At 39.6% G+C, this 25,104-nt stretch carries 19 protein-coding genes; 8 read left to right on the top strand and 11 right to left on the bottom strand.

What is annotated here, in order from left to right:
* Positions 1-145: 145 nt before the first annotated feature.
* The 4 genes from MKL38_RS07505 (at position 146) to MKL38_RS07520 (ending at position 5,196) form a co-directional block, all read left to right on the top strand.
* Positions 146-1,822, top strand: coding sequence for an arylsulfatase (locus MKL38_RS07505; RefSeq protein WP_080026491.1), 1,677 nt, complete (start codon positions 146-148; stop codon positions 1,820-1,822).
* Positions 1,819-2,823, top strand: a complete 1,005-nt coding sequence (locus MKL38_RS07510; RefSeq protein WP_270902950.1) for an SUMF1/EgtB/PvdO family nonheme iron enzyme — start codon at positions 1,819-1,821, stop codon at positions 2,821-2,823. Before MKL38_RS07505 ends, MKL38_RS07510 begins: the two co-directional genes overlap by 4 nt.
* Positions 2,824-2,930: 107 nt before the next feature.
* The gene (locus MKL38_RS07515; protein WP_004793999.1) at positions 2,931-3,095 is read left to right on the top strand and encodes a hypothetical protein; all 165 of its coding nucleotides are present in this window, start codon (positions 2,931-2,933) and stop codon (positions 3,093-3,095) included.
* 553 nt (positions 3,096-3,648) lie between these two features.
* A complete protein-coding gene (locus tag MKL38_RS07520; RefSeq protein WP_270902951.1) occupies positions 3,649-5,196 on the top strand; it encodes a hypothetical protein in 1,548 nt (515 codons plus the stop codon).
* A 46-nt stretch (positions 5,197-5,242) separates the two neighbouring features.
* Here MKL38_RS07520 and MKL38_RS07525 read toward each other — a convergent pair whose 3' ends face one another.
* Together MKL38_RS07525 and MKL38_RS07530 are read right to left on the bottom strand one after the other, a co-directional pair.
* Positions 5,243-6,577, bottom strand: a complete 1,335-nt coding sequence (locus MKL38_RS07525; protein WP_270902952.1) for a D-serine ammonia-lyase — start codon at positions 6,575-6,577, stop codon at positions 5,243-5,245.
* Between the two features lie 164 nt (positions 6,578-6,741).
* A complete protein-coding gene (locus MKL38_RS07530; protein WP_005042277.1) occupies positions 6,742-8,373 on the bottom strand; it encodes an inorganic phosphate transporter in 1,632 nt (543 codons plus the stop codon).
* Between the two features lie 466 nt (positions 8,374-8,839).
* Between MKL38_RS07530 and metH the strand changes: the two genes are divergently transcribed.
* Entirely contained in the window at positions 8,840-12,526 is a 3,687-nt protein-coding gene (gene metH / locus MKL38_RS07535) for a methionine synthase (protein WP_270902953.1), read from the top strand.
* Between the two features lie 42 nt (positions 12,527-12,568).
* Here metH and MKL38_RS07540 read toward each other — a convergent pair whose 3' ends face one another.
* The 5 genes from MKL38_RS07540 to MKL38_RS07560 form a co-directional block, all read right to left on the bottom strand.
* Positions 12,569-13,798 carry a hypothetical protein gene (locus MKL38_RS07540; RefSeq protein ID WP_270902954.1) on the bottom strand — a complete coding sequence of 410 codons (1,230 nt, stop codon included), beginning with the start codon at positions 13,796-13,798 and terminating at the stop codon, positions 12,569-12,571.
* Between the two features lie 197 nt (positions 13,799-13,995).
* Complete coding sequence (locus tag MKL38_RS07545; RefSeq protein WP_270902955.1) at positions 13,996-15,000, bottom strand: transketolase family protein; 1,005 nt, start codon at positions 14,998-15,000, stop codon at positions 13,996-13,998.
* 10 nt (positions 15,001-15,010) lie between these two features.
* Positions 15,011-15,856: a transketolase gene (locus MKL38_RS07550; protein WP_270903023.1), complete on the bottom strand. Its 846-nt coding sequence runs from the start codon at positions 15,854-15,856 to the stop codon at positions 15,011-15,013.
* Between the two features lie 19 nt (positions 15,857-15,875).
* Positions 15,876-17,177: an MFS transporter gene (locus tag MKL38_RS07555; RefSeq protein WP_035364395.1), complete on the bottom strand. Its 1,302-nt coding sequence runs from the start codon at positions 17,175-17,177 to the stop codon at positions 15,876-15,878.
* A gap of 77 nt (positions 17,178-17,254) precedes the next feature.
* Positions 17,255-18,004, bottom strand: a complete 750-nt coding sequence (locus MKL38_RS07560; protein WP_205469704.1) for an SDR family NAD(P)-dependent oxidoreductase — start codon at positions 18,002-18,004, stop codon at positions 17,255-17,257.
* A gap of 184 nt (positions 18,005-18,188) precedes the next feature.
* Between MKL38_RS07560 and MKL38_RS07565 the strand changes: the two genes are divergently transcribed.
* Entirely contained in the window at positions 18,189-19,064 is an 876-nt protein-coding gene (locus tag MKL38_RS07565) for a LysR substrate-binding domain-containing protein (RefSeq protein ID WP_081037658.1), read from the top strand.
* 12 nt (positions 19,065-19,076) lie between these two features.
* Here the strand turns inward: MKL38_RS07565 and MKL38_RS07570 are convergent, their stop codons facing one another.
* Entirely contained in the window at positions 19,077-19,523 is a 447-nt protein-coding gene (locus tag MKL38_RS07570; protein ID WP_270902956.1) for a hypothetical protein, read from the bottom strand.
* A gap of 191 nt (positions 19,524-19,714) precedes the next feature.
* Between MKL38_RS07570 and MKL38_RS07575 the strand changes: the two genes are divergently transcribed.
* A complete protein-coding gene (locus tag MKL38_RS07575; protein ID WP_270902957.1) occupies positions 19,715-20,860 on the top strand; it encodes an aldose epimerase family protein in 1,146 nt (381 codons plus the stop codon).
* A 68-nt stretch (positions 20,861-20,928) separates the two neighbouring features.
* Here MKL38_RS07575 and MKL38_RS07580 read toward each other — a convergent pair whose 3' ends face one another.
* Positions 20,929-22,149: an MFS transporter gene (locus MKL38_RS07580; protein WP_003653093.1), complete on the bottom strand. Its 1,221-nt coding sequence runs from the start codon at positions 22,147-22,149 to the stop codon at positions 20,929-20,931.
* A gap of 105 nt (positions 22,150-22,254) precedes the next feature.
* Here MKL38_RS07580 and MKL38_RS07585 point away from each other — a divergent pair, with 105 nt between their 5' ends.
* Positions 22,255-23,043 (top strand): AraC family transcriptional regulator, encoded by a 789-nt coding sequence (locus tag MKL38_RS07585; RefSeq protein WP_270902958.1) that lies wholly within the window; start codon positions 22,255-22,257, stop codon positions 23,041-23,043.
* Here the strand turns inward: MKL38_RS07585 and MKL38_RS07590 are convergent.
* Positions 23,010-24,332 carry a glutaminase gene (locus MKL38_RS07590; protein ID WP_004641747.1) on the bottom strand — a complete coding sequence of 441 codons (1,323 nt, stop codon included), beginning with the start codon at positions 24,330-24,332 and terminating at the stop codon, positions 23,010-23,012. The genes MKL38_RS07585 and MKL38_RS07590 overlap by 34 nt on opposite strands.
* A gap of 178 nt (positions 24,333-24,510) precedes the next feature.
* Positions 24,511-24,993 carry a peptide deformylase gene (def, locus tag MKL38_RS07595; RefSeq protein WP_003653096.1) on the bottom strand — a complete coding sequence of 161 codons (483 nt, stop codon included), beginning with the start codon at positions 24,991-24,993 and terminating at the stop codon, positions 24,511-24,513.
* Between the last annotated feature and the right edge of the window lie 111 nt (positions 24,994-25,104).

Here is a 25,104-nt window from a genome sequence, read left to right on the forward strand (position 1 = left end):
TAATGGGCTTTTCTTTTTTTCTCATTTATTTATCACCATAAATTCTCAGTCTTTTTTCTGATTTTCTTTGATCTTTTCCTTGTTTTGATTGCAAAAACCATCTGATTAAACTCATGCCAAATCTTTTAATAATTCAGATGATACAATGAAGTACAAAGCAATTTTATCTAGCCTTTCCATTGCTTTATTTAGCTTATCTTTGGCTGGCTGTAATGACAACGATAAACAAGAAAATGTAGTAAGCACGCCTAAACAGCCCAATATCTTATTTATTATGGCGGATGACTTAGGCTATTCAGATTTAGGGGCTTTCGGTGGTGAAATTCGTACACCCAATATTGATAGCCTAGCTCAGGAAGGTCGCCTTTTAACTGACTATCACACCGCCCCGACCTGTTCCCCAACACGCTCACAATTGATTTCAGGTACTGATCACCATTTAGCTGGTATTGGTGCAATGGCTGAACTCACGCCAGAACATTTAAAGGGCCAGCCCGGCTATGAGGGCTATTTGAATGAACGTTCGCTATCGATTGCACAAGTACTGAAAGATAATGGCTATCGTACTTATATCAGCGGTAAATGGCATTTAGGGCTAACTCCTGAAACAAATGCCCACGCAAAAGGTTTTGACCATTCATTTACCTTGTTACAAGGGCTAGATCATCACTTTAAACAAGCTCCAAGTGCATTTAAGCGAAATTCGACCTATACGGAAGATGGGCAAATTATTCCTGTTTCAGCATTGCCTGATGATTTTTTCTCGACAAATTATTTTACTGATAAATTACTGAGCTATTTAGACTCAGGCAAAAATAGCGGCAAACCGTTCTTTGCTTATGCTGCCTATACAGCGCCTCACTGGCCAATTCAGGCACCTGCGGAATACCGTGAAAAATATCGCGGAGTTTACGATGTTGGTTACGATGCAATTCGTAATGCGCGTATCGCACGCCAAAAACAGCTTGGTATTATCCCGGCAAACTTTGAAGCAGCCGAACCGATTGCAACTCAAAATGCTCCACAAAAATATGGAAAATGGAATGAATTAACAGCCGAACAAAAAGCACTAGAAGCCCGTAAAATGGAAATCTATGCAGGTATGGTAGAAAATCTCGATGCCAATGTGGGCCGAATTATTCAATACCTCAAACAAAATAATCTTTATGACAACACCTTAATTTTCTTTGTTTCCGACAATGGTGCAGAAGGTTTTGTACGTGGAGGATACGGCAGTGAATCTGGCTTTGATAACTCTGTAGCAAATGTAGGTACACCGACTTCGTATCACTATATTGGACCACGTTGGGCTGAGGTTAGTGCTGCACCTTTCCATTTATGGAAAGATACCGCTGGTGAAGGTGCAACTACTGCCCCTGCTATCGTGAAATTACCAAATCAGAAAAAAGCAGAAGAAACGAATCATAGCTTTGCATCAGTACTCGATGTTTTCCCAACTTTACTAGAATATGCTCATATTCCAGTACCTCAAGGCCAATACAATGGTCGTACCATTAACACGCCATCAGGGATTTCATGGAAACCTTTGCTTGAAAATAAAACAACTACGATTCGCCCCGAAAATTTTAGTTTTGCTGATGAATTACATGGCAGTAAATATGCAAAACAAGGCGAGTGGAAAATTGCACTTCAAGGGCGACCTGAATTAGGTACAGGAACTTGGGAGCTATACAACATTAAAGCAGATCGAGGGGAAAGACAGAACGTTGCTCAACTTTACCCAGCAAAAGTCCAAGAGCTGTTATCGGTCTATCAAAAATATACTGAAAAAAATGGTGTGCAGGAATATAACGCCAAATGAGATTGAAACCATTTTTAGTTACGACCATCAGCCTGTCTTTTATGACAGGCTGTAGTCAATCTTCACAAGTTTCTGAACCCACACCATCGTCTCAGCAGCAAACCTCGTTAGGTGACTTGGGTTCTCTTGAGAAATGTAAAAACTACACTGGACTACCTCAAGGTTGGCTAAAACAACCTACAGCTGGAATGGTTTTAATTCCTAATGGACATTTTAATTTTGGTTCTGAAAAAGCCTATCCCGATGAACTTAATTTTGGAAAAAAGCAACGGGAAGTCAAAGGATTCTGGATTGATCAGACAGAAGTCAGCGTTGCTCAGTTTGCTAGTTTCGTAAAAGCAACAGGTTATATCACTGATGCTGAAAAACAAAAGCAGGCTGCTGTTTTTTCACCAGACCCTCAACACCCACAGCAATGGTGGCAGCTAAAATCAGGCTATACATGGAAAACTCCAAACGGCAATAATGGTGCCGTAGCTAATCCTAATGAACCTGTGCGATATGTGAGTAAAAACGATGCTGAACATTATGCAGTCTGGTTAGGACGTGATTTACCAACAGAACTAGAATGGGAATATGCAGCTAAAGCGAATTCACAAACTGATACACCCTTACATCAGGCCCCTACCGATGAACACCAACATCCACAAGCAAATTACTGGCAAGGTGAATTCCCTTTTCAAAACCTGAATCAAGATCACTTTAAAGATGTTGCGCCCGTTGGATGCTTTGCACCAAATCATTTCAAACTATTTGATATGATTGGAAATGTATGGGAATGGACATCATCTCCATATCAAGGTGCTCATGACCAGCATATGGGAAATTATTCTGATTTAAGACAACAACAAATCACCAGTACACAATATGTAATTAAAGGCGGATCTTTTCTTTGTGCACAAAATTATTGTTCACGTTATCGTAGCAGTAGCCGCTATCCGCAAGACTTTGATTTAGCAGCAACCCATGTGGGCTTCCGAACGATTTTACGGTCTGATTAGTATCTTCAAATCAGAATTATTAAATATATTCTTAACCAAAAGTAGATCGAAAAATAATCAAAATATTTCTATAGTAAAATGGAGAATGATAAAAAAGTGAGAACAAGATGAAAACATTACTTCTCTGTGCAGCAGCAATTTTCACAATGTCATTATCAGCCTGCGCAGTTCATACACCTGAAGGTAGTATTGTGATTGATCCAGATTCACCTTATCACAACCATCCAGGAGACTTTTGCCCACCAGGACAAGCGAAAAAAGGACGTTGTTAGAAATAGTTTCTTTTAAAGTAATTTTGAAGTTACTTTAAACAAATAAGGTTTAATCGAGTGATAAAGTGAGTACAAAAATGGAGGGTTCCAACCCAAAATAGATGGGGTGAAACTAGAAAATTATGGTGTAAAAAAATCACCATATCCCCAAGATTTTTAAAAGACAATCTTATGTTGTCTTCTATCTAGTTTCACCCCAATTCTTTCTTATTCAGTCTGACTTTTCTTATCTTTTAATAAAAAAGTCTAGTTTTTAATCATTTCTGTATCTGTATTATTGATACATTTTGAACATTTTACCTTCAGGCTAAAACTGATGTATTTGCTTAATACAAAATAATCATTTATGTAACGTAAGTCTATAAAAATGTTCTAAAATTGTGAAAAAAATTAAGACCAAAATGAGATGAATTTATCATAATAATTCCCTCTTCCATGTTTCATCACATAAATAATCAATATTATTTTGTCAGTTATTGCCACTCGTTTCCTTTCATTGGCATAGATAATGTATACATCTGTATATTAACCCAGTCGTATAACGAGATATTTTATGTCCAGCACAAGTCAAGTCGAAGGTCTACAATTTCCAGTACACGCCTCAACAAAAAAACAAAGCACATCTCTTACTGGCCAAGAAATTTTGTCAGAGGCTTTATCTGTTGTAGATAATAAAACCGCACAACAAGTGTTGAATGAAAAAAACTGGCGAAAAAATTACCCAATATATTTTAAAGCACTTGTTAAACAAGGAATTTCTAATAGTAACCACCCCATTACTATTGCGAAGCAAGGTTTGCATAAAGCTCACCATATTTTTGACTATTATCGTGATAGTAAACACTACCTTTTAAAAGATGCAGTTAATATTGCTTCATCTACGCCACTTCATACAGTAAAACTTAAAGGTGAAAGTGATGCAGCACCTGAATGGTATGTTCCTTACAAAGGGCAAAAACTAAGCGGGCAAAGCTTACTGGACCAGATTCAACGTTGGGAAGAGGCTGGTATTATTGAACCAAGCCATGCAAAAGCTCTACGTGAAGCTATTGCTCATCCAGAATGGTTTGATTTATCTGACCGTACTATGGTGCTGTTTGGTGCAGCTTCAGAAGCAGGACCTCTACCCTGGTTAGCCAAATGGAAAGCGAATATTGTTGCTGTCGACTTACCAAACCCACGTGTCTGGGGCAAGATTTTAAATACGATTCAACAAGGAAACGCAACCCTCATTGCCCCTAGTGTTGAACAAATTGATTCATCAGCAAAAGTTTCTGAATTAAAGGATAAATTGGGTGCAAATTTATTGACTCAATTACCAGAAATTGCACAGTGGTTAGTCCAGTTTCCGCAAAAGTTAGATTTGGCTGCAATAGCTTATTTAGATGGTGAAAAGCATGTTCGTGTTTCCATGGCAATGGACAGCATCATGCAATTTGTGAGCGAGTATAAGTCTGATACGAGCCTTATGTTTATGTGTACGCCAACCGATGTTTATGCGGTTCCTAAAGAAGTCGCTAAAGCTGCTCAACAAAAGTTTAAATCACGCACAAAAATACAAAAAATGGCGGTGAAAGGTGTTTCCGCTCTTTCGCTCAATCGTTTTTTTCAGGCACCCTATCAAGACTTAATTGCTTGTGAAAATGGAAAAACTTATGGCATTGCCGACTGTCTAGTTGTTGAACAAGGGCCAAATTACGCCTTAGCAAAACGCATTCAACAATGGCGTGCTATTTTGGCCCGCCATCAAGGACAACACGTCAGCATTAATATTGCACCATCAACAACGACTCACTCTGTGACTAAAAATCCATTGTTGAAAGCAGCTTTTAATGGTGCAGAGCTTTTTGATGTAGAAGCATTTAGCCCTGAAACTACCAATGCAATTATGGCTGCAATCTGGATTCATGACTTAAGAAATGAATCTTCTGTAGCAAATCCTGAAACTGAGCTGGACCATCCGCTTGAACTTATGATGGAAGGTGCCAACCACGGCGGATTGTGGCGTGTTGCTTATTTAGCAAGAACTGCCCTGCCTTTTGCTGCAATCTATGGCTTTGCCACCGAAAAACTACCTTTTGGGAAATCATCTAAAAAATAGTTTAATTAAAGCCCAATTCTAGAATTGGGCTTTTTTCTGAGTTTTTCTATTTATTTTGAAAGTGTGATAGATATTTTTGCATTTCATCAGGCGGCACCATACCGCCTCCTGTCGCCCATATCACATGGGTTGCCTGTTGTAACTGCTCAGCTGATAGTTGATGTAAAGCCAAATAATCAGGGCTCATCTGAACATAATATGGCCCCATCATTCCTGCCACCGCAGAAGGCTCAAGCTGAATATTTTCGGTTTGATTTAAAAGCGCAATGAGCTCATACAAACGCTCATCATCAATGGTGTAGTAGCCATCTATTAACTGCTGCATAGCACGTCCCACAAAACCTGAAGCACGGCCTACCGCAAGCCCATCTGCAGTAGTTACATTATCGAGGCCAATATCATTCACTGAAATCTGATCATGCAAACCTGTGTGGACACCCAGTAACATACATGGTGAATGGGTGGGTTCTGCAAAGATACAATGTACATGCTCACCAAAAGCCAGTTTTAGTCCAAAACTTACCCCACCAGGGCCACCACCGACGCCACACGGCAAATAAACAAATAATGGGTGTTCAGCATCGACTTTAATTTGTTTTTGCTCAAATTGCTGTTTTAAGCGTATTCCTGCAACTGCATAACCTAAAAACAATGTTGTTGAGTTTTCATCATCAATAAAAAAGCAGTGCGGATCTTGCTCTGCTGCTTTTCTTCCCTCGTCAACAGCTACTCCATAGTCACTGGCATACTCCACAACATTAACGCCCAATGAACGCAGTTTGTCTTTTTTCCACTGTCTCGCATCGGCAGACATATGAACAGTAACTCTAAAACCCAGTTTGGCGCTCATAATGCCTATAGAAAGCCCTAGGTTACCTGTAGAACCTACTGCAATTTGATACTTAGAAAAAAACGTTCGAAATGAATCTTGATCTAACTTACTGTAATCGTCTTCCAACTTGAGAAGTCCAGCCTCAATTGCCAACTTTTCGGCGTGAGCCAAGACTTCATAAATACCACCACGTGCTTTAATTGAACCTGAAATAGGTAAATGGCTATCTTTTTTCAGCCAGAATGCTCCCCTCAGCTGCACTTGTTCTGTTGAAGAAAGTGCTTGTTGCATATGGGCAATTTCAACGATCTCTGATTCAATTTTTCCATGTTGCGCTTGAGTTTCAGGAAACACTTTTGCCAAATAAGGTGCGAAGCGCTCTAATCGGGCTTCTGCTTTACTTACGTCTTCGGCTGTTAATCCAACTTTTTCTAAAGCTTCTTTTAAAGGATAGTAATGAGGTGTAAACCAAAATGTTTCTTGATAGGCTTGCAGTGTCTCAATAAGTGGAAATTGTTGTTTTAGCTGATCTATTTGAACCGCATCCATAATCTATCCTGATATAAAAGTTTTAAGCCTAGCCTCTGAAGTTACTTGAGGCTTTATAAGGACTCGTTAATTTATAATTGAATGTACATGAAAATAGACTGAACGTTAAAAAGAAACAAATAAAAAAGCCACTGTGAACAGTGGCTTTAATTTTTTAAATACTTTTATACAAACTGTAAGAATAACCAGTACAAACCGCCAGACAAACAGATTGTTGCAGGAAGTGTAAATACCCATGCAGATAAAATCGTTTTAACTGTATTGAAGTTTAAACCCGATCTATTCGCTACCATGGTACCTGCAACAGCACTGTTTAAAACGTGTGTCGTTGAAACAGGCATACCTAAACCGTCGGCAGCTGCAATTGTACTCATTGCGACAAGCTCAGCAGACATCCCTTGACCATAAGTCATATGATGTTTACCAATACGTTCACCTACAGTCACAACAATACGTTTCCAGCCAACCATGGTGCCTAAGCCAAGCGCCAAAGCAACTGCTACTTTCACCCAAGTTGGAATGTATTGTAAGAATGAATCTAAGCTACTACGGTATTCTTTCACGAGTTTTTCTTGTGATTTATCCATTTTTGGTAAAGCATCTGCTTTATCCAAACGCTTAAACGTCGTTGTACTTAAATACATGTCATTACGAATTTCACTGATTGCAGCTTCTGGAATGTCTTTTAAGTTGCTATAGCTAGAAACTCGCTCACCCAAATGATCAGTCATGCTTGCCAATGCAGGCACTACTTCCGGAGTTTGCTGTTTAGTCTGAATATATTTAGTCAAAATAACACGTGCTTTTTCATCGGTTAATTCTGGCTGATTTTGGTTCAAAAGTACGGCAGTTTGAGAAGAAAGCTGATGGAATGATTGAACTTGTTGTGTATCAAGGTTTTTATTCAATGAATAAGCCAATGGCACCAGACCAACCAAAATCAGCATGATCAGACCCATACCCTTTTGACCGTCATTCGAACCATGTGCAAAACTTACACCGGTACAGGTAAAGATTAAAATTGCACGAATGATTGCTGGTGGTGGTTTATTACCTTCTGGTGGTTGGAATAATTCTAATTGGCGTTTAAAAATAGTTTTAACCAACAAGAATACAATCGCTGCAAAAGCAAAACCAATTAAAGGTGAAAATAATAAGGCCTTACCGACTTTAATCACCTGATCCATATCAACACCACTGGTGGTTACACCAGTCGATGCACTCAATAGATGGTTCATAATGCCCACACCCAAGATTGAACCAATCAAAGTATGAGAGCTAGAAGCAGGAATACCCAAGAACCAAGTACCTAAGTTCCAGAGAATCGCAGCAATAAGAAGCGCAAAAACCATTGCGAAACCTGCACCGCTACCCATGTTCATAATCAATTCAACAGGCAACAATGCAATAATGCCGTAAGCGACTGCGCCGCTTGCAACCATTACCCCAAGAAAATTACAAAAACCTGCCCACATGACTGCAACTGGTGCAGGTAAAGCATTGGTGTAAATCACTGTCGCTACTGCATTTGCAGTATCATGGAAGCCATTTACAAACTCAAAGCCTAAAGCAATCAAGAGTGCAGTAGATAAGAGAATAACCGAATAAAGACTCAAAGGCGGTACATGCGCTAAATCAGCACTCACCTGAAATCCAATATAAATAAGTGTTGCAACAATAATTGTCAGAAACACCGGCATAAAGAACTTAGGTGTCGGGACATGTACATTCGTCGATTTGACTTGCAGGTTTGCCGCAAGTTTTGAATCCGAAACAGGGGGTAGATTAGAATTCATGCAGACGGTAAGAGGATAGAAAAATCCTCTGTATTCTTAAATTAAATTATGACAATTATATGACAAAGCGGCGCCTGATGAAGTCAATTTTTCATATTTTGACCTCATTTGATGCACCTTTCCTCTATAAAATTTATTTTTTTATTAAAATACAATAATTTAAATCAATTTATATCTTCCTTATTTATGACTATTTTTAAAGCAAAAATATCTAAAAAATTACCTGTATGACGTTTTTTTAAACAGCCTAATTGTCATAAAACGGAATATTGGAGATGAAATATTTCAATATCATGATCATTTTATGAATATTTGATGAAAAAATACCCTCTTTTTGTTCGAAAACACTTTTTTTTTTACGACTAATTTACGGTGAATGGTGGGTCGTCATAGATCATCAATTGTTCTGCTATTCTGTTACAATAGCGCCGCATTTTTAAATTCATATAAAAGATCGGGGTTTTCTATGTCTACGCTTGCCACCCTAAAAGCGCTTCTTGCTAAACGCATTCTGATTATTGATGGTGCAATGGGAACGATGATCCAGCGCCATAAATTGGAAGAAGCCGACTACCGTGGTGAGCGTTTTGCTGATTGGGCACATGACTTAAAAGGTAACAATGACCTTTTAGTTTTGACACAGCCAGAAATCATTCAAGGTATTCATGAAGCTTATCTTGATGCTGGTGCAGACATTATTGAAACCAACAGCTTTAACGGCACGCGTGTTTCAATGTCTGATTACCACATGGAAGACCTTGTTCCCGAAATTAACCGTGAAGCAGCGCGTTTAGCCAAAGCAGCCTGTGAAAAATATTCAACACCTGACAAACCTCGTTTTGTAGCGGGTGTACTCGGACCAACATCGCGTACCTGTTCAATTTCACCCAATGTAAATGATCCTGCCTTTCGTAACATTACCTTTGATGCGCTAAAAGAAAACTATATTGAGGCCACTCATGCGCTGATTGAAGGTGGTGCAGATATCATTCTGATTGAAACCGTTTTTGATACATTAAACTGTAAAGCTGCAATTTTTGCAGTGAAAGAAGTCTTTAAGCAAATTGGTCATGAATTACCGCTCATGATTTCAGGGACTATTACCGATGCATCGGGTCGTACCTTAACAGGTCAAACTGCTGAAGCGTTCTGGAACTCTGTACGTCATGGTGACTTACTTTCAATTGGTTTTAACTGTGCCCTTGGTGCAGATGCCATGCGCCCTCACGTTAAAACTGTGTCTGATGTTGCTGATACTTTCATTTCTGCCCATCCAAATGCTGGCTTACCTAATGCTTTTGGTGAGTATGATGAAACACCTGAGCAAACTGCTGCCTTCTTAAAAGAATTTGCAGAAAGTGGCCTAATTAACATTACTGGTGGTTGTTGTGGTACGACACCAGACCATATTCGTGCTATTGCCAATGCTGTAAAAGACATTGCACCTCGTCAAATTCCAGAAACTAAGCCAGCTTGTCGTTTAAGTGGTTTAGAACCATTTAATATTTATGATGACTCATTGTTCGTAAACGTGGGTGAACGCACCAACGTTACTGGTTCAAAAAAATTCTTACGTCTTATTCGTGAAGAAAACTTTGCCGAAGCTTTAGAAGTTGCACAGCAGCAAGTAGAAGCTGGTGCCCAGATTATTGACATCAACATGGATGAAGGGATGCTCGATTCGCAAAATGCGATGGTTCATTTCTTAAATCTTGTGGCATCTGAGCCAGATATTTCACGTGTGCCAATCATGATTGACTCATCAAAATGGGAAATCATTGAAGCAGGCTTAAAATGTGTACAAGGTAAACCTGTTGTTAACTCGATTTCCTTAAAAGAAGGTTATGACGAGTTTGTCGAAAAAGCTCGCCTCTGCCGTCAATATGGTGCCGCGATTATTGTGATGGCTTTTGATGAAACTGGTCAGGCCGACACTGCTGCACGTAAACGTGAAATCTGTAAACGTTCTTATGATGTTCTGGTCAATGATGTGGGCTTCCCTGCTGAAGATATTATTTTTGATCCGAACGTGTTTGCAGTGGCAACAGGTATTGAAGAACACAATAACTATGGCGTCGATTTTATTGAAGCCACAGGTTGGATTAAACAGAACTTACCTCACGCCATGATTTCTGGTGGTGTATCGAACGTATCGTTCTCATTCCGTGGAAATGAGCCTGTTCGTGAAGCAATTCACTCTGTGTTCTTGTACCATGCCATTAAACAAGGCATGACCATGGGGATTGTAAATGCCGGACAAATGGCAATTTATGATGATATTCCTAAAGAACTCAAAGATGCAGTTGAAGATGTTGTTTTAAACCAGAACCAAGGTGAATCTGGTCAAAATGCCACAGAGAAACTGCTTGAAGTCGCTGAAAAATACCGTGGTCATAGTGGTGCTCAACGTGAAGCCGAAAACCTTGAATGGCGTAAAGAACCTGTAGAGAAACGTCTTGAATATGCTTTGGTTAAAGGTATTACCACATACATTGACGAAGATACCGAAGAAGCTCGCCTAAAAGCCAAACGTCCTTTAGATGTGATTGAAGGCGCTTTGATGGATGGTATGAACGTAGTTGGTGACTTGTTCGGTTCAGGCAAAATGTTCTTACCACAGGTTGTGAAATCTGCACGTGTCATGAAACAAGCTGTGGCTTGGCTCAACCCGTACATTGAAGCTGAAAAAACAGGTAGCCAATCTAAAGGTAAAGTCCTGATGGCAACTGTTAAGGGTGACGTACATGATATTGGTAAAAATATTGTGGGTGTTGTACTCGGTTGTAATGGTTACGACATTGTTGACCTTGGTGTGATGGTCCCTTGTGAGAAAATCTTGCAAACTGCGATTGATGAAAAATGTGACATCATCGGGTTGTCAGGTCTGATTACTCCATCTTTAGATGAAATGGTGTTTGTTGCTAAAGAAATGCAACGTAAAGGATTTAATATTCCTTTATTGATCGGTGGTGCTACGACATCAAAAGCACACACAGCAGTAAAAATTGACCCTCAGTACCATAACGATGCGGTGATTTATGTTGCCGATGCCTCACGCGCTGTGGGCGTTGCAACTACCCTACTTTCAAAAGAAATGCGTGGAAAATTCATTGAAGAGCACCGTGCTGAATATGCCAAAATTCGTGAGCGCTTAGCCAACAAACAACCAAAAGCAGCAAAACTGACTTATGCAGAGTCTGTTAAAAATGGCTTTAAAATTGATGAAAGCTACGTTCCAGCAAAACCAAATCTTTTGGGAACTCAAGTTTTAACAAACTACCCGCTTGAAACATTGGTTGAATATTTTGACTGGACACCATTCTTCATTTCTTGGAGCTTGGCAGGTAAGTTCCCGAAAATTTTACAAGATGAAGTGGTTGGTGAAGCTGCAACAGATTTGTACAACCAAGCTCAAGCAATGTTGAAAGATATTATCGACAACAACCTTTTTGATGCACGTGCTGTATTTGGTATGTTCCCTGCTCAGCGCACTGACGCCGACACCATTAGCGTATTTGATGAAGCTGGTCAAAATGTTACGCACACCTTTGAACACTTACGTCAGCAATCAGACAAAGTGACAGGTAAACCAAACTTGTCTTTGGCAGATTACATTCGTACTGACCGTGAGCAACAGGACTACTTAGGTGGATTCACTGTATCAATTTTTGGTGCAGAAGAATTGGCAAATGAATACAAAGCCAAAGGTGATGACTACTCTGCAATTTTAGTTCAGTCATTGGCTGACCGTTTTGCTGAAGCCTTTGCCGAACACTTACATGAACGCATTCGTAAAGAGTTCTGGGGTTATAAAGCAGATGAAACACTGACCAATGAAGAACTCATTAAAGAGAAATATGTCGGTATTCGCCCTGCGCCGGGTTACCCAGCGTGTCCGGAGCACTCTGAAAAAGCGGTGTTGTTTGACTGGTTAGGTTCTACAGACAAAATCGGTACTAAACTGACTGAACACTTTGCAATGATGCCGCCATCTTCGGTGAGTGGTTTCTACTATTCACACCCTCAAAGTGAATACTTTAACGTGGGTAAAATCTCTCAAGACCAACTTGAAGATTATGCAAAACGTAAAGGCTGGACACTTGATGAAGCGAAGCGTTGGTTAGGGCCGAATTTAGATGATTCGATTGTTTAAGCTTAAGTGGTAATAAAAAATCCCCTCTAGTGAGGGGATTTTTTATTTTTGTTCAAATACCCCTGTAATATGAGTCATACCATTAAGTGTATTTGCTCCTGCTTTTACATTATGAAAATAAAAGGTTTGTCTATCACTATCTGAAGTTATACCAGAACAAGGGATTTCTCGATTTCCGCACATGAACTCTTGTTCACCAACTATTGTTTTAACGCTTAAATGTCCTGCAAGCTCTTGAATGATAGATATATCAATTAATTCATTACTATTTTCAAAACCTAGATTATAAATTTTTTGATCATTTTTAACTGTAGCTATATAACGATTGTGAATAGGCAACATTACTATTTTTTGATCCCCAAATTGTAAGTCACTATAAGTTTTAGGCATGTTCATATTTACACTAACATTTAGTTTCCTATTATTAGTATGATCAATCAACTCTATATTTTCGAGATTAAACTCTATATTTTTTTGATCTTCCTTCCAAAACTGATCGCTCAATTCCTCTATATTTGTAAAATCCCCACCTTTATATACCAAATTAATTAATGCATTACTTTTCACCTTATTTTCATAAAATATTATACTTAAATATGAAATATCTTCATTTTTCTTCAAAGTAAATTTTTTTGTAGTGTATATTAATTCATTATTATAATATTGCTTTGACTCTTCAAAATCTATAATTTTAAAAATACTTCCATCAATAGCAATATCATTAACTTTGATAGCTGAAAACCTATCTTTTTGAAACAATGGCCAATTTGAAGGAACTGTAAAATTTATATTCCCAGACACAACTACGGGAACTCTATTTCCTACCTCCTCTCCGTTTATAGAAGTTACTGAGAACTCATTTTTGGACTGATTCAAATCAAAACTCAATTTAAATTTATCCCCGAAATTTTCTATCTTATATGTCGTACCATCTGGACAAGTTAAGAGTGGTAAACATATAAGTGCCTTATTTAAAGTATCCTTCCATACCAAATAATCTAAACTCGCTATATTTGAATAAGGTTTTAATGAAATAGAGCCCAAGAGCTTTTTTTCCTGTCCCGTTAAATTAATCAAGACAGCCTCAGTAGGTTCATTACCATAGGCAATTAGGTCATAGTTGGTTATGGCTGGGTTTAATTCAACCTTTTCATTAACACTAACGCCTTGTATAAACAATGTATTATCTTTATTTGGTACTATACTTTGGTTATTTTCACCACATCCAGCCAACATTAAAAAACTTAATAGACTAAAGTGTATTTTTTTCATTTTTTCAAATCCTATTTATAATTTTTATTCATCTTATAACACATAATTATTTAAACCAAACCTTCAAAATAGCCAACTTCCTGTTAGTTGATGTCTACATTTCATTAGCATATTGAGATAAAAAATCCCCCAATTTTTAAGATTGAGAGATTTAAAAGAATCTATTTCAATACTACTTACATCAAGCAGACATTACTCTACTTCAAATGTGACTTAATCTTTTCTTTAACTACTTCAGTTGAAATACCATAGCGATCATGCAAAGTTGGTAATGCCCCTGCATCTAAAAATGCATCTGGTAAACCAATCATATCGAAGCGTGGATGTTGACCATTTCTTAAAAGTAGTGACCCGACTGCTTCGCCTAAGCCACCAATGACTGAGTGATTTTCGGCAGTTAAAACAGGTCGACCACCTTTTGCGACTTCATCCAAAATAGTTTGTTCATCTAAAGGTTTAATTGTAGGTACATGCAGCACTGAAACCTCAATGCCCTCTTTTTCAAGCTCTTCGGCTGCCTCAAGCGCACGCATGGTCAATAATCCAGTAGAAATGATGAGTAAATCTTTACCCGGTTTAATTACCTGCGCCTTACCCAATTTAAACTGGTAATTGTATTTATCGAGTACTAATGGAACCTGTCCACGCAATAAACGCATATATACAGGACCGTTATGTGCGGCAATTTGAGGAATCGCCTGTTCAATTTCCAAGGCATCACACGGGTCAATGACCATCAGGTTCGGCATTGCACGGAAAATTGCAATATCGTCAGTCGCCTGATGGCTTGGGCCGTAGCCTGTGGTTAACCCTGGAAGTGCCGCCACAATTTTGACATTCAGGTTATCTTCTGCAATCGCCATACAAATAAAGTCATAGGCACGGCGTGATGCAAACACAGCATAAGTTGTGGCAAAAGGAACAAATCCTTCACGAGCGAGTCCTGCTGCTGCGCTCATCAAAAGTTGTTCTGCCATGCCCATTTGGAAAAACTTGTCTGGGTTTTCTTTAGCAAAGATATGTAGGTCAGTATATTTTGATAAATCGGCTGACAAACCCACAATATCATCACGCTCTTTTGCCAAGGCATTCAGCGCATGTCCAAATGGTGCTGGTTTGGTCGGTTGACCCTCGGCAGCAATAGAAGCAATCATTGCCGAAGTGGTTAGTTTTTTCTTAGGAGGATTGGCTAACTGGCTCATGGTGTATTCCTTACTGTCCGTAGTGGGTCAAAATATTTAAAGCGTCATCCCACTCATGTTCATCAACACGAATGAAGTGTGTTTTTTCGCGGCTTTCCAAGAAAGACACGCCTTTGCCCATTTTGGTGTCACAAATAATGACTCGTGGGCATGCTCCCTCATGGTTTCGTGCTTGGTCGAATGCCTCAAGTAAAGCTTCCATATTGTTGCCATCTACGCGTTGGGTGTACCAACCAAATGACTGCCAACGATCTACAATTGGTTCAAAAGCCAAAATTTCACTTGAGTGCCCATCTGCCTGTTGGTTATTAACATCAATAATGGCAATCAAGTTATCTAGTTTCCAATGAGAGGCAGACATCACCGCTTCCCATGTTGAGCCTTCATTTAACTCGCCATCAGACAGTAAGTTATAAACAAAAGCATCCGACTTTTTCTGTTTCAGTCCTAAACATGCGCCTACTGCAATCCCCAAACCATGACCTAATGAGCCACCTGTAATTTCCATACCTGGTGTGTAAGAAGCCATGCCTGACATCGGTAAACGGCTGTCATCTGCACCGTAGGTTTCAAGTTCTTCAAACGGGATAATTTTTGCTTCAATTAAGGCTGCATAAAGTGCAATTGCATAGTGCCCAATAGACAAATAAAAACGATCACGGCCTTCCCACTCTGGGTTTTCTGGCTGATATTTCATGGCATGAAAATAAGATACTGCGAGTAGATCTGCGGCACCTAATGCTTGTCCAACATAGCCTTGTCCTTGTACTTGCCCCATACGTAAAGCATGTTGGCGAATATGGTAGGCACGTTGTTGCAACTCGGCAATTTGGCCTGATTTATCAATATTTAACATTCTCATTTACTATTCCTTATTAACGATTGACCAGTTTTGCCGGAACGCGCAGAACCAAACTGGCACCGAAAATTAATACTGCTGTGATTAAGAACATGCCGATTGCATTTGAGCCTGTGTTGGTGGTGACCCAACCTATTAAATAAGGTGAACAGAATCCGGCAAGATTGGCGAAGCTATTGACTGCTGCAATACCTGCCGCTGCGGAAACACCACCCAAAAAGTTGGTTGGTAACATCCAGAATAAAGAAGATGCAGTGAGCACACCTGAGGCTGCAATGCAGAGGAAAATTAAAGAAAGTGTCAGATTTGAAGCGAGCAAAGTCGCAAGTGTAAGTGCGATCGCACCCGCACACATTGGGATAATTAAGTGCCAACGGCGTTCTTGGAAATGGTCACCACTACGCCCTGCCAAAAGCATAACCACAATGGCGCACATATAAGGAAGACTCGTAAGTAGCCCAATATGCCAGTTATCACTGATGCCTGAGTTACGAATGAGAGTGGGTAGCCAAAAGGTAATGGCGTATTGACCCATCACCACACAGAAGTAAATACCTGCAAGTAACCATAAACGTTTATCAGCGACAAACTCTTTAACGCTACCGTGGCCTTCTTTGTGTTGGTTATCTTGAGCAAGCTCTTGCTTCACCAAGTTTTTCTCGTCTTGAGTTAGCCAGTTCGCGTCTTGAACAGAATCTTTTAAAACAGCGAGTACGAGCAAACCGACAACAACTGTAGGAATCGCTTCAATTAAAAACATCCACTGCCAACCGAACCAGCCATGTACACCGCTCATTCGGTCCATAATTAGACCCGAAAGTGGCCCACCAATCATTCCCGAAATTGGAATCGCGATAAACCAAAGTACGGTCATGCGTGCACGGCGGTAAGACGGAAACCAGTAAGTGAGATAAAGTAACAAGCCCGGAGCCAAACCCGCTTCGGCAACACCCAGTAAAAAACGTAAGGTGTAAAATTGCCATTCAGTTTGAACAAAGGCAAAACAGCCTGACAAAATGCCCCATGTAATCATGATACGGGCAATCCAACGTCTTGCGCCTACCTTGTGGAGTACGATGTTACTTGGCACTTCACATAGGAAATAACCAATAAAGAAAATCCCTGCGCCTAGCCCATATACAGCTTCACTAAACTGTAAATCGCTCATCATCTGGAGCTTGGCAAAACCTACATTTACTCGATCTAAATAGGCACAAAAATAACAAAGCATTAAAAATGGCATAAGCCGAAATGCAATTTTTCGATACGCCGATTTACGAACTGCCGTATCTACTTCAGATGAAAATACTGTATCCATCATGCGAATCCCTTTACATTTGGCCACAGTATCCTCTTGTGACCATCATTCTATTTTTAGTTTTTAAATGGCAAGCTTTAGTGAATCAGCATGCCACCATTTACATCGAGTGTTACACCCGTTAAGTACGCTGACAGATCACTTGCCAAAAACAGTGCTGCATTTGCAACATCTTGCGCTTTACCTAAACGGCCAAGTGGAATACCTGCAAGAATGTCATGACGACGGTCATCATTCATTAAACCGCCAGTAATATCGGTTTGAATAAGACCCGGGGTAAGAGAATTTACACGAATTTGGTCAGCGCCAAACTCACGAGCCATCGCTTTTGCCAAACCTAAAACCCCTGCTTTTGCAGCGCTATAATGCGGCCCGCCAAAAATACCACCACCGCGTTGTGCTGAAACAGAAGATAGACACACAATGCTTCCGCCACCATTTGCTTTCATGGATGGAATAACAGCTTGTGACATAATGAGTGTTCCGCGTAGACTGACATCTAAAACACGGTCATAATCATTGCGTTGAATATCAAGTGTTTTTACAGGTTGGGTAATGCCTGCATTATTAATTAAAATGTCGATTTTTCCATAGTGTTGTATAGCTTGTTCAACAGCTGCTTTGACCTGCTCTTCATTTGCAACATTTGCAGCAAGACCTAAATGTCCTTCACCAAGTGCCTTTGCAGCGTTTTGGCTTTGAGCAAGATCTAAATCAACAATAATAACTTTGGCACCTTGTTGTGCAAAGATTTCTGCGGTTGCTCGCCCAATTCCACGTTCTGATGCTGCACCGGTAATTAATGCCACTTTTCCTTGTAGTAACATGTTGAATCCTCTTTTACGCTTTATTTCCTGAGTTCAGACTTAGATTCTCTTTTTTCAGAAGTTCCAGCAATCATCTCGAATTCAACAAGGCATGAAAAAAATTCATGCCTGTGCTATTTTTAAATAAGTTTTAGGGATAAAAACGGATCATTTCATGGATAGTAGTGAAAACAATTTCAACCAGATGCCCTCAATTAAAACATTACAGGCTTTTGAACAAACTGCCCGTTTTGGCAATGTTGCAAAGGCAGCAGAGCATTTGAATCTCACGCCTTCAGCAGTCAGTCACCAAATTGCCAAACTCGAAGAAATGATTGGGCAAAGTTTATTTATTCGTGGCGCCCGTGGTGTGACGCTGACCCCTTCAGGTGAACGCTATTTTCAAGATGTCACGACCATTTTGCATAACCTGATGTTAGCCACTGAAAAAGCTGCCGATAAAAGCCCTAAAGACAGTTTATATATTCATTCATCCCCAAGTTTTGGTTTGCTTTGGCTACTGCCACGCCTCGAATCATTTAAAGAAAAGTTCCCAATGATTCAGGTCAACCTGTCGTGTTCTTATGAAAACTTGCACTTTACTCGTGACAAGATCGACATTGATATTCGTCATGGTCTACCTAACTGGACCGGTGTGGAAATCAGAACGATTCGTAATGAAAAGTTAGAAGTACTTGCATCCCCCAAACTACTTGAACGCAGTCCAGTAAATAAACCTCAAGATTTATTAAAAAAAGAACTGATTTTATCGCGCTCAACCTTAGTCACTTGGCCTCAGTGGTTTGCGCATCAGGGCTTAAGCATTCCTGAGTTTCCCTATACTTTGAGTTTTGACCGCTCTTACATGTCACTTGAAGCGGCAACGCATGGACTAGGTTTTGTTTTAGAAAGTAATTTACTCACTCAAAATTATTTGGAATCTGGAAAGTTAGTTAGAGTTTTTGCAGATGAGTTATCAATTCCTATTTCTGCTCATCATCTGGTTTACCCGCGAACCCACCAGTTTATTCCTAAAATTGAGCTGTTTTTAAACTGGATTCATGATGAGTTGGCAGATTGAGAAAGCAATTTCTTAAATAATCTGAATTTGCTCAACTCTTAAGTGATGCATCATCTCTCGAATAAACACAAAGTAGGTAAAAATATAAAGTTGATCTGGGGCTATTTGGCTTGTGTAATAGCTCAAACGCTCAATAAAATCATTGAATCCATGCTCAAGCTCAATGCGACTGATTTTCTTTTGAGCACTAAAAAATAACTCACTGAGTTGCGTCATAGCTACATCAGACGTAACAGCTACACCACTTATATTTAGATTTCTTAAGGGCTGAGACTCTATAATTTCTTCAATAAAATAAATCATCTTTTCAATAGCAAGCTCATCAATCACACCATGGCTAATGCTTTTTGAATTAATAAAATTCAAGCCCTGTTCAAGTTGGATATGTTGATTGTCTATGTCAAATGACAGGCCATTAAGACCGAGTGAAAATTTTAAAGCCGAGTCAGAAGGAGTCATAAAATAGCTTACTGTTGAATTTTGATAATAAAGTTAATTTGTTTATAACCTTAAATGGTGTCAGTTTGTTCAATACCTAAAATGAACTGAGTTAATAATCATTAACACCATATAATAAAAAACTCATTAAAAAGATGAAAAATCAATCTTATATTCATCAATATCCTACCATTACAAAATAGAGTATAAACATGAAAAAATTAGCAATTTTAGGTATTACGATTTATAGCTTTGCACAACTTACCAATGCAGCCACATTAAATGTAAAACCATATGGTACGACTCAAGACGGTCAAAAAGTTGATTTATACACCATGAGCAATAACAAAGGAGTCTCGGTATCTTTTATTAGCTTCGGTGGTGTAATTACACAGATTTTGACTCCCGATGCACAAGGTAAACAAAATAATATTGTTTTGGGCTTTGATGATCTAAAAGGTTATGAAGTCACTGATACCAAGGAAGGCATTCATTTTGGCGGATTAATTGGTCGTTATGCGAATCGTATTGGCAATGCTAAATTTAACTTAGAAGGCAAAACTTATAACCTCGAAAAAAATAATGGACCGAATTCATTACATAGCGGTAATCCGGGTTTTGATAAACGTGTTTGGCAAGTTAAGCCCCTCGTTTCTAAAGGTGAAACCGTCAAAGCTTCTCTTAAGTTAACCAGTCCAAATGGTGATCAAGGTTTTCCCGGAAAGTTAGATGTGGAGGTGATCTACAGTCTTTCAGATCAAAATGAATTCAAGATTGAATATAAGGCTAAAACTGATCAACCGACCGTCGTCAATCTCACCAACCACAGTTACTTCAACTTATCAGGTGCTGGGAACAACCCTTATGGCATACTCGATCATGTTGTACAGCTCAATGCAGACCGTGTATTGGTAACCGATCAAAATTCGTTACCAACAGGTGAAATTGCTTCAGTTGCAGGTACGCCTTTTGATTTTCGGACTCCTAAAGCAATTGAAAAAGATATTCGAGCGAATCATCAGCAATTGGCCTATGGATATGGCTATGACCAAACTTGGGTGATTAACCAAAAGTCCCAAGGGAAATTAAATCTTGCTGCTAGTGTTGTTGACCCAAAATCTAAACGGACTATGCAGGTCCTAACCACTGAACCAAGCGTTCAAATGTATACGGCGAATCATTTATTAGGAAATGTTGCAGGTGCAAACGGCGTACTTTATCGACAAGCAGATGCTCTAGCATTAGAGACACAGCATTTTCCAGACAGCCCCAATCAACCGACTTTCCCATCTACTCGTTTGAACCCAAATCAAACGTATAACAGTGTCACCATATTTAAATTTGGTATTCAAAAATAGTCTTTTTAATTAGAACTATATTTATCTAAAAAAGACTCTCAGTTTAATATGACTGAGAGTCTTTTCATTTATTTAACCTTTGTATTTGGTAAAAATGCGGTTGCAAAACCTAATAATGGTAACAATGAACACAATCCAAATACCCATTCAATGCCGTTAACATCGGCCAAATGCCCTAAGCCTGCTGCGGCAATACCACTTACCCCAAACATAAGACCAAACATTAAACCAGCAATCATCCCCACACGGCCCGGAACAGCTTCTTGTGCATAAACCACCATTGCAGCAAAAGCAGACGACAACACCAAACCAGTAATAATCGATAAGACTGTTGTCCAGAACAAGTTTGCATACGGCATCATTAATGCAAATGGAGCCATACCCACAAATGAAACCCAGATAACAGCTTTACGACCAATCTTGTCACCAATTGGGCCACCTGCAAATGTACCTAAAGCAACAGCTGCCAAAAACGCAAACAAATGCAACTGAGCGGTCTGGATGCTGATATGGAACTTTTGAATTAAGTAAAAAGTAAAATAGTTACTAATGCTGGCAATGTAGGTAAATTTAGCGAACATCAACACACTAATGGTGCTCAAGGCAATAATGAGCTTACGACCATGTAATTTACTCTGTGCTTGGTTTGCACGTGTAACTACCTGATTTTTTGCATGACCAATCGTCCAACGGCTTACACCAAATAAAACCCAAATGGCTAAAAGTGCAAATATAACTAAACCTGCAACTGCATGCTGTCCAAACGGTACGATAAGTAAAGCTGCTAACAATGGGCCAATGGCAGTGCCTGTGTTTCCACCCACCTGAAAAGTCGATTGAGCCGTACCAAAACGTCCACCCGATGCCATTCGAGCCACCCGTGAAGCTTCAGGATGAAAAGTTGCAGAACCTACCCCAATCAGCGCAGATGCACATAACAACACAGTAAAGCTTGGTGAAAATGCCAACAAGATAATGCCGGAAAATGTGACGACCATTCCGAGTGGTAAAAGATAAGGTTTTGGATGTTTATCAGTATAAAGTCCAATCCAAGGCTGTAGCAGCGAACCTGTAATTTGATATACAAACGAAATCAGGCCAACTTGGGCAAAACTCAGCGAGAAGTTTGCTTTGAGCATTGGATAGATGGCTGGTAACACGGCTTGAATCAAATCATTCAGTAAATGTGCAACCGCCACGGCGCCTACAATTTTAATAATCATTCCTTGAGGCTGATCATTTGCAACGGTATTGGCAATACCATCTTTCAATTGTATTGAAGACGTCATACCTGAAAAACTCCAATATTTTAAGTAAGGTGCTTATTGTAAATTGTCGCTTATAAAGTTATCTTCCAATAATCATCGTATAAGTGACAATTTTTAGGATAGATTATGTCCGATTCTCTTATTCAGTCTGATTTGTCTGAACTTGTGATTGGGCTATCTTCCGAGCATGCCTACCGAGAAATCACGCCGACTCATACGCATACCCGCGCTCAGTTTTTATATGCGTCTACAGGAAACATTCAGGTGTTTACACCAAATAATGTCTGGATTGTGCCGCCAATGTGTGCGTTATGGATTCCTGCCCATGTCGAGCATAGTGTCATTTCACTGAGTCACGTTAAGTTAAATACAGCATTGGTTGAAGTAAATGCAGCTGCTTTAATGGGGCAATATTGCTTTATTATTCGGGTGAGCAACCTGTTGCATGAGCTTTTGATTCGTTTGAATGAAATTGAACAAGAGGAGACTCCAAATATTGTCACCTCTCAAGAGCTTTCCCGTTCTTTACAAATTTTGATTTTTGAAGAAATCCATCGGGCCAATTTGTTGCCTATCCAAATTCCTTGGCCCAAAGACAAGCGATTATTAAAAATTTGCCAAGCGTTATTACACGCGCCTAATCACTCAAAAGATTTAACAGATTGGGCCGATGATATTGGCGCGAGTTCGAGAACCTTAATGCGCATGTTCCAAAAAGAAACTGGACTGTCTTATCGAGCATGGGTCCAGCAAATGCATATCGCACTTGCCTTGAGTAAAATCGCGAATGGTGAATCGATTGCTCAAATTTCTGAATCACTGGGATATAACAATCCCAGCGCATTCAGCACAATGTTTAAACGACATTTAGGAAAAACACCTCAGCAATTTAGAAGTGCGGCAATGTCGTTATAAGTCTTTTTTTTTGCGGGTAAGTCATGCTTTTCGAGCAAATCATCGAAATCATGATAGACATGCAGTTCTCGATCTTTGCCGGTTCTCGCATGATCTAAACGCTGTTCTGGATCAACCAAAACGAGTGTATGCCCATCATCAATCAGACGATCTACGCCTTCTAAAAACATACGTTTACCCACATCGTGGATAAGCGAAATCTGGGTCAAATCAATCACGATTGTGCTTTGATCAGTTGTCTCGTCTTGTAAAATACGCAACAACATTTCAGCTTCGGTAAATTTCAATACACCTCGAAGCACATACACACTTAATGACGCATCTTTTCCTGTACGGTAATGACTTTGTACAATGGTTTGCGCAGAAGGTGTACCTTCCATGAGATGTAATCCCATGTCACGAGATAATCGTTCTAAAATATCGATACCTCGAATACTATGACCATGCTCATCTAGTCGAGGTGAAAAAGCAGCAATACTGACCTGACCCGGCAGTACTCCTAATATACCGCCTGCTACACCACTTTTAGCAGGAATACCTACAGTTGAAAGCCAGTCACCTGCGGCATCATACATACCACAGCTCATCATGACACTGAGTACTTGTCTCACTACAGATCGGTTCAACAAGCGTTTTCCGGTTTTAGGGTCGACCCCACCATTGGCAAGTACACTGCCCATACGTACCAGATCTTTAACTGTAACCATGATTGCACATTGACGAATGTAACCATTCACAATATCGACTGGATCAGTTTCTAAAATTCCGACAGTTCGCAACATATAACCGATCGAAAGATTACGATAGGCTGTTTTGACTTCCGAATCGTAAACAGACTCATCAAAACTTAATTCGCGACCAGCAAGCTCGCTCATAAAACGGCGTAGAATTTCTGCACTATGTAGACCATGTTTGACCTGAATCAATGAATGTACAGTAATTGCGCCAGAGTTGATCATCGGGTTTTTCGGACGGCCATCTTTACCCAATGAAATTTCATTGAAAGCTTCTCCTGAAGGCTCCACCCCGACTTTAGCAAGTACCGCATCAATGCCAAGCTGTTGTAAAACATAAGCATATACAAATGGTTTAGAAATTGACTGTATGGTGAATTCAGTATCATCATCGCCGATCGAATAAATTTCACCATCTACCGTAGACATTGCCAAAGCCAATCGGTCTGGATTTGCATTTGCCAACTCTGGAATATAGTCAGCTAGATGCCCGCTATTATCTACCTCACAGGCTTCTATCACATTTGCCAAATAATCTGGGAGAGGGGTTTTCATGGTCCGTAACCTTAAATGAGGAGATTTGCGCTTTAGAGCAATTTTTCAGCACAACCTGCTGATAATATTAAAATTATACTTTTTGAATGAATTAAAAATCACGATATAAGTATTGTAATTCCGTTGACTTCTTTATTTCAAGCTCATTATACCTTTTTCAAAACTTTAAAACAGAAGATTAGATTATTCTTTCTACAAATAACACTCCATTTAAATGATCGACTTCATGTTGAACAATACGAGCAGGAAAACCGTGAAAAATCGTTTCAACGAATTCACCCTGAAGTGTTGAATATTTAACCTTTACCATTTCTGCGCGTTCAACTTGTCCACGTTCATCTGGCACGCTTAAGCAGCCTTCTTCACCTAAGAGGGTTTCACTCGAAAACTCTAAAATTTCAGGATTCACCATCACCACCGCATCCATTTCAGGTGCGTCGGGATAGCGTGGATTTGGTCGAGAAGCCACAATAATGACTCGTTTAGAGATATAGACTTGAGGTGCAGCAATTCCTACACCATTGCGTTCAAGCATAGTGGCATGCATAGCGGCTGCAAGCCCATAAAGCCAATCACTGTTCAGCTCACTAGATGAGACAGGTGCAGCAATCAGTTTTAAAATGTCTTCACCGCGCTTAGCTACAGGTAAAACTACACTCATCCCTTGAATCTCTCATTAAACTAGCTATGACAAGTTTTATTGTGTCGCTGAACAGCTCAAAAGAAAAGCCATTCCTACATCTGTTTTTGTTTAATCTAAAGCTTTTTTAGT

The sequence above is a fragment of the Acinetobacter sp. AOR14_HL genome, assembly GCF_027855175.1.
Taxonomy (GTDB): domain Bacteria; phylum Pseudomonadota; class Gammaproteobacteria; order Pseudomonadales; family Moraxellaceae; genus Acinetobacter; species Acinetobacter calcoaceticus.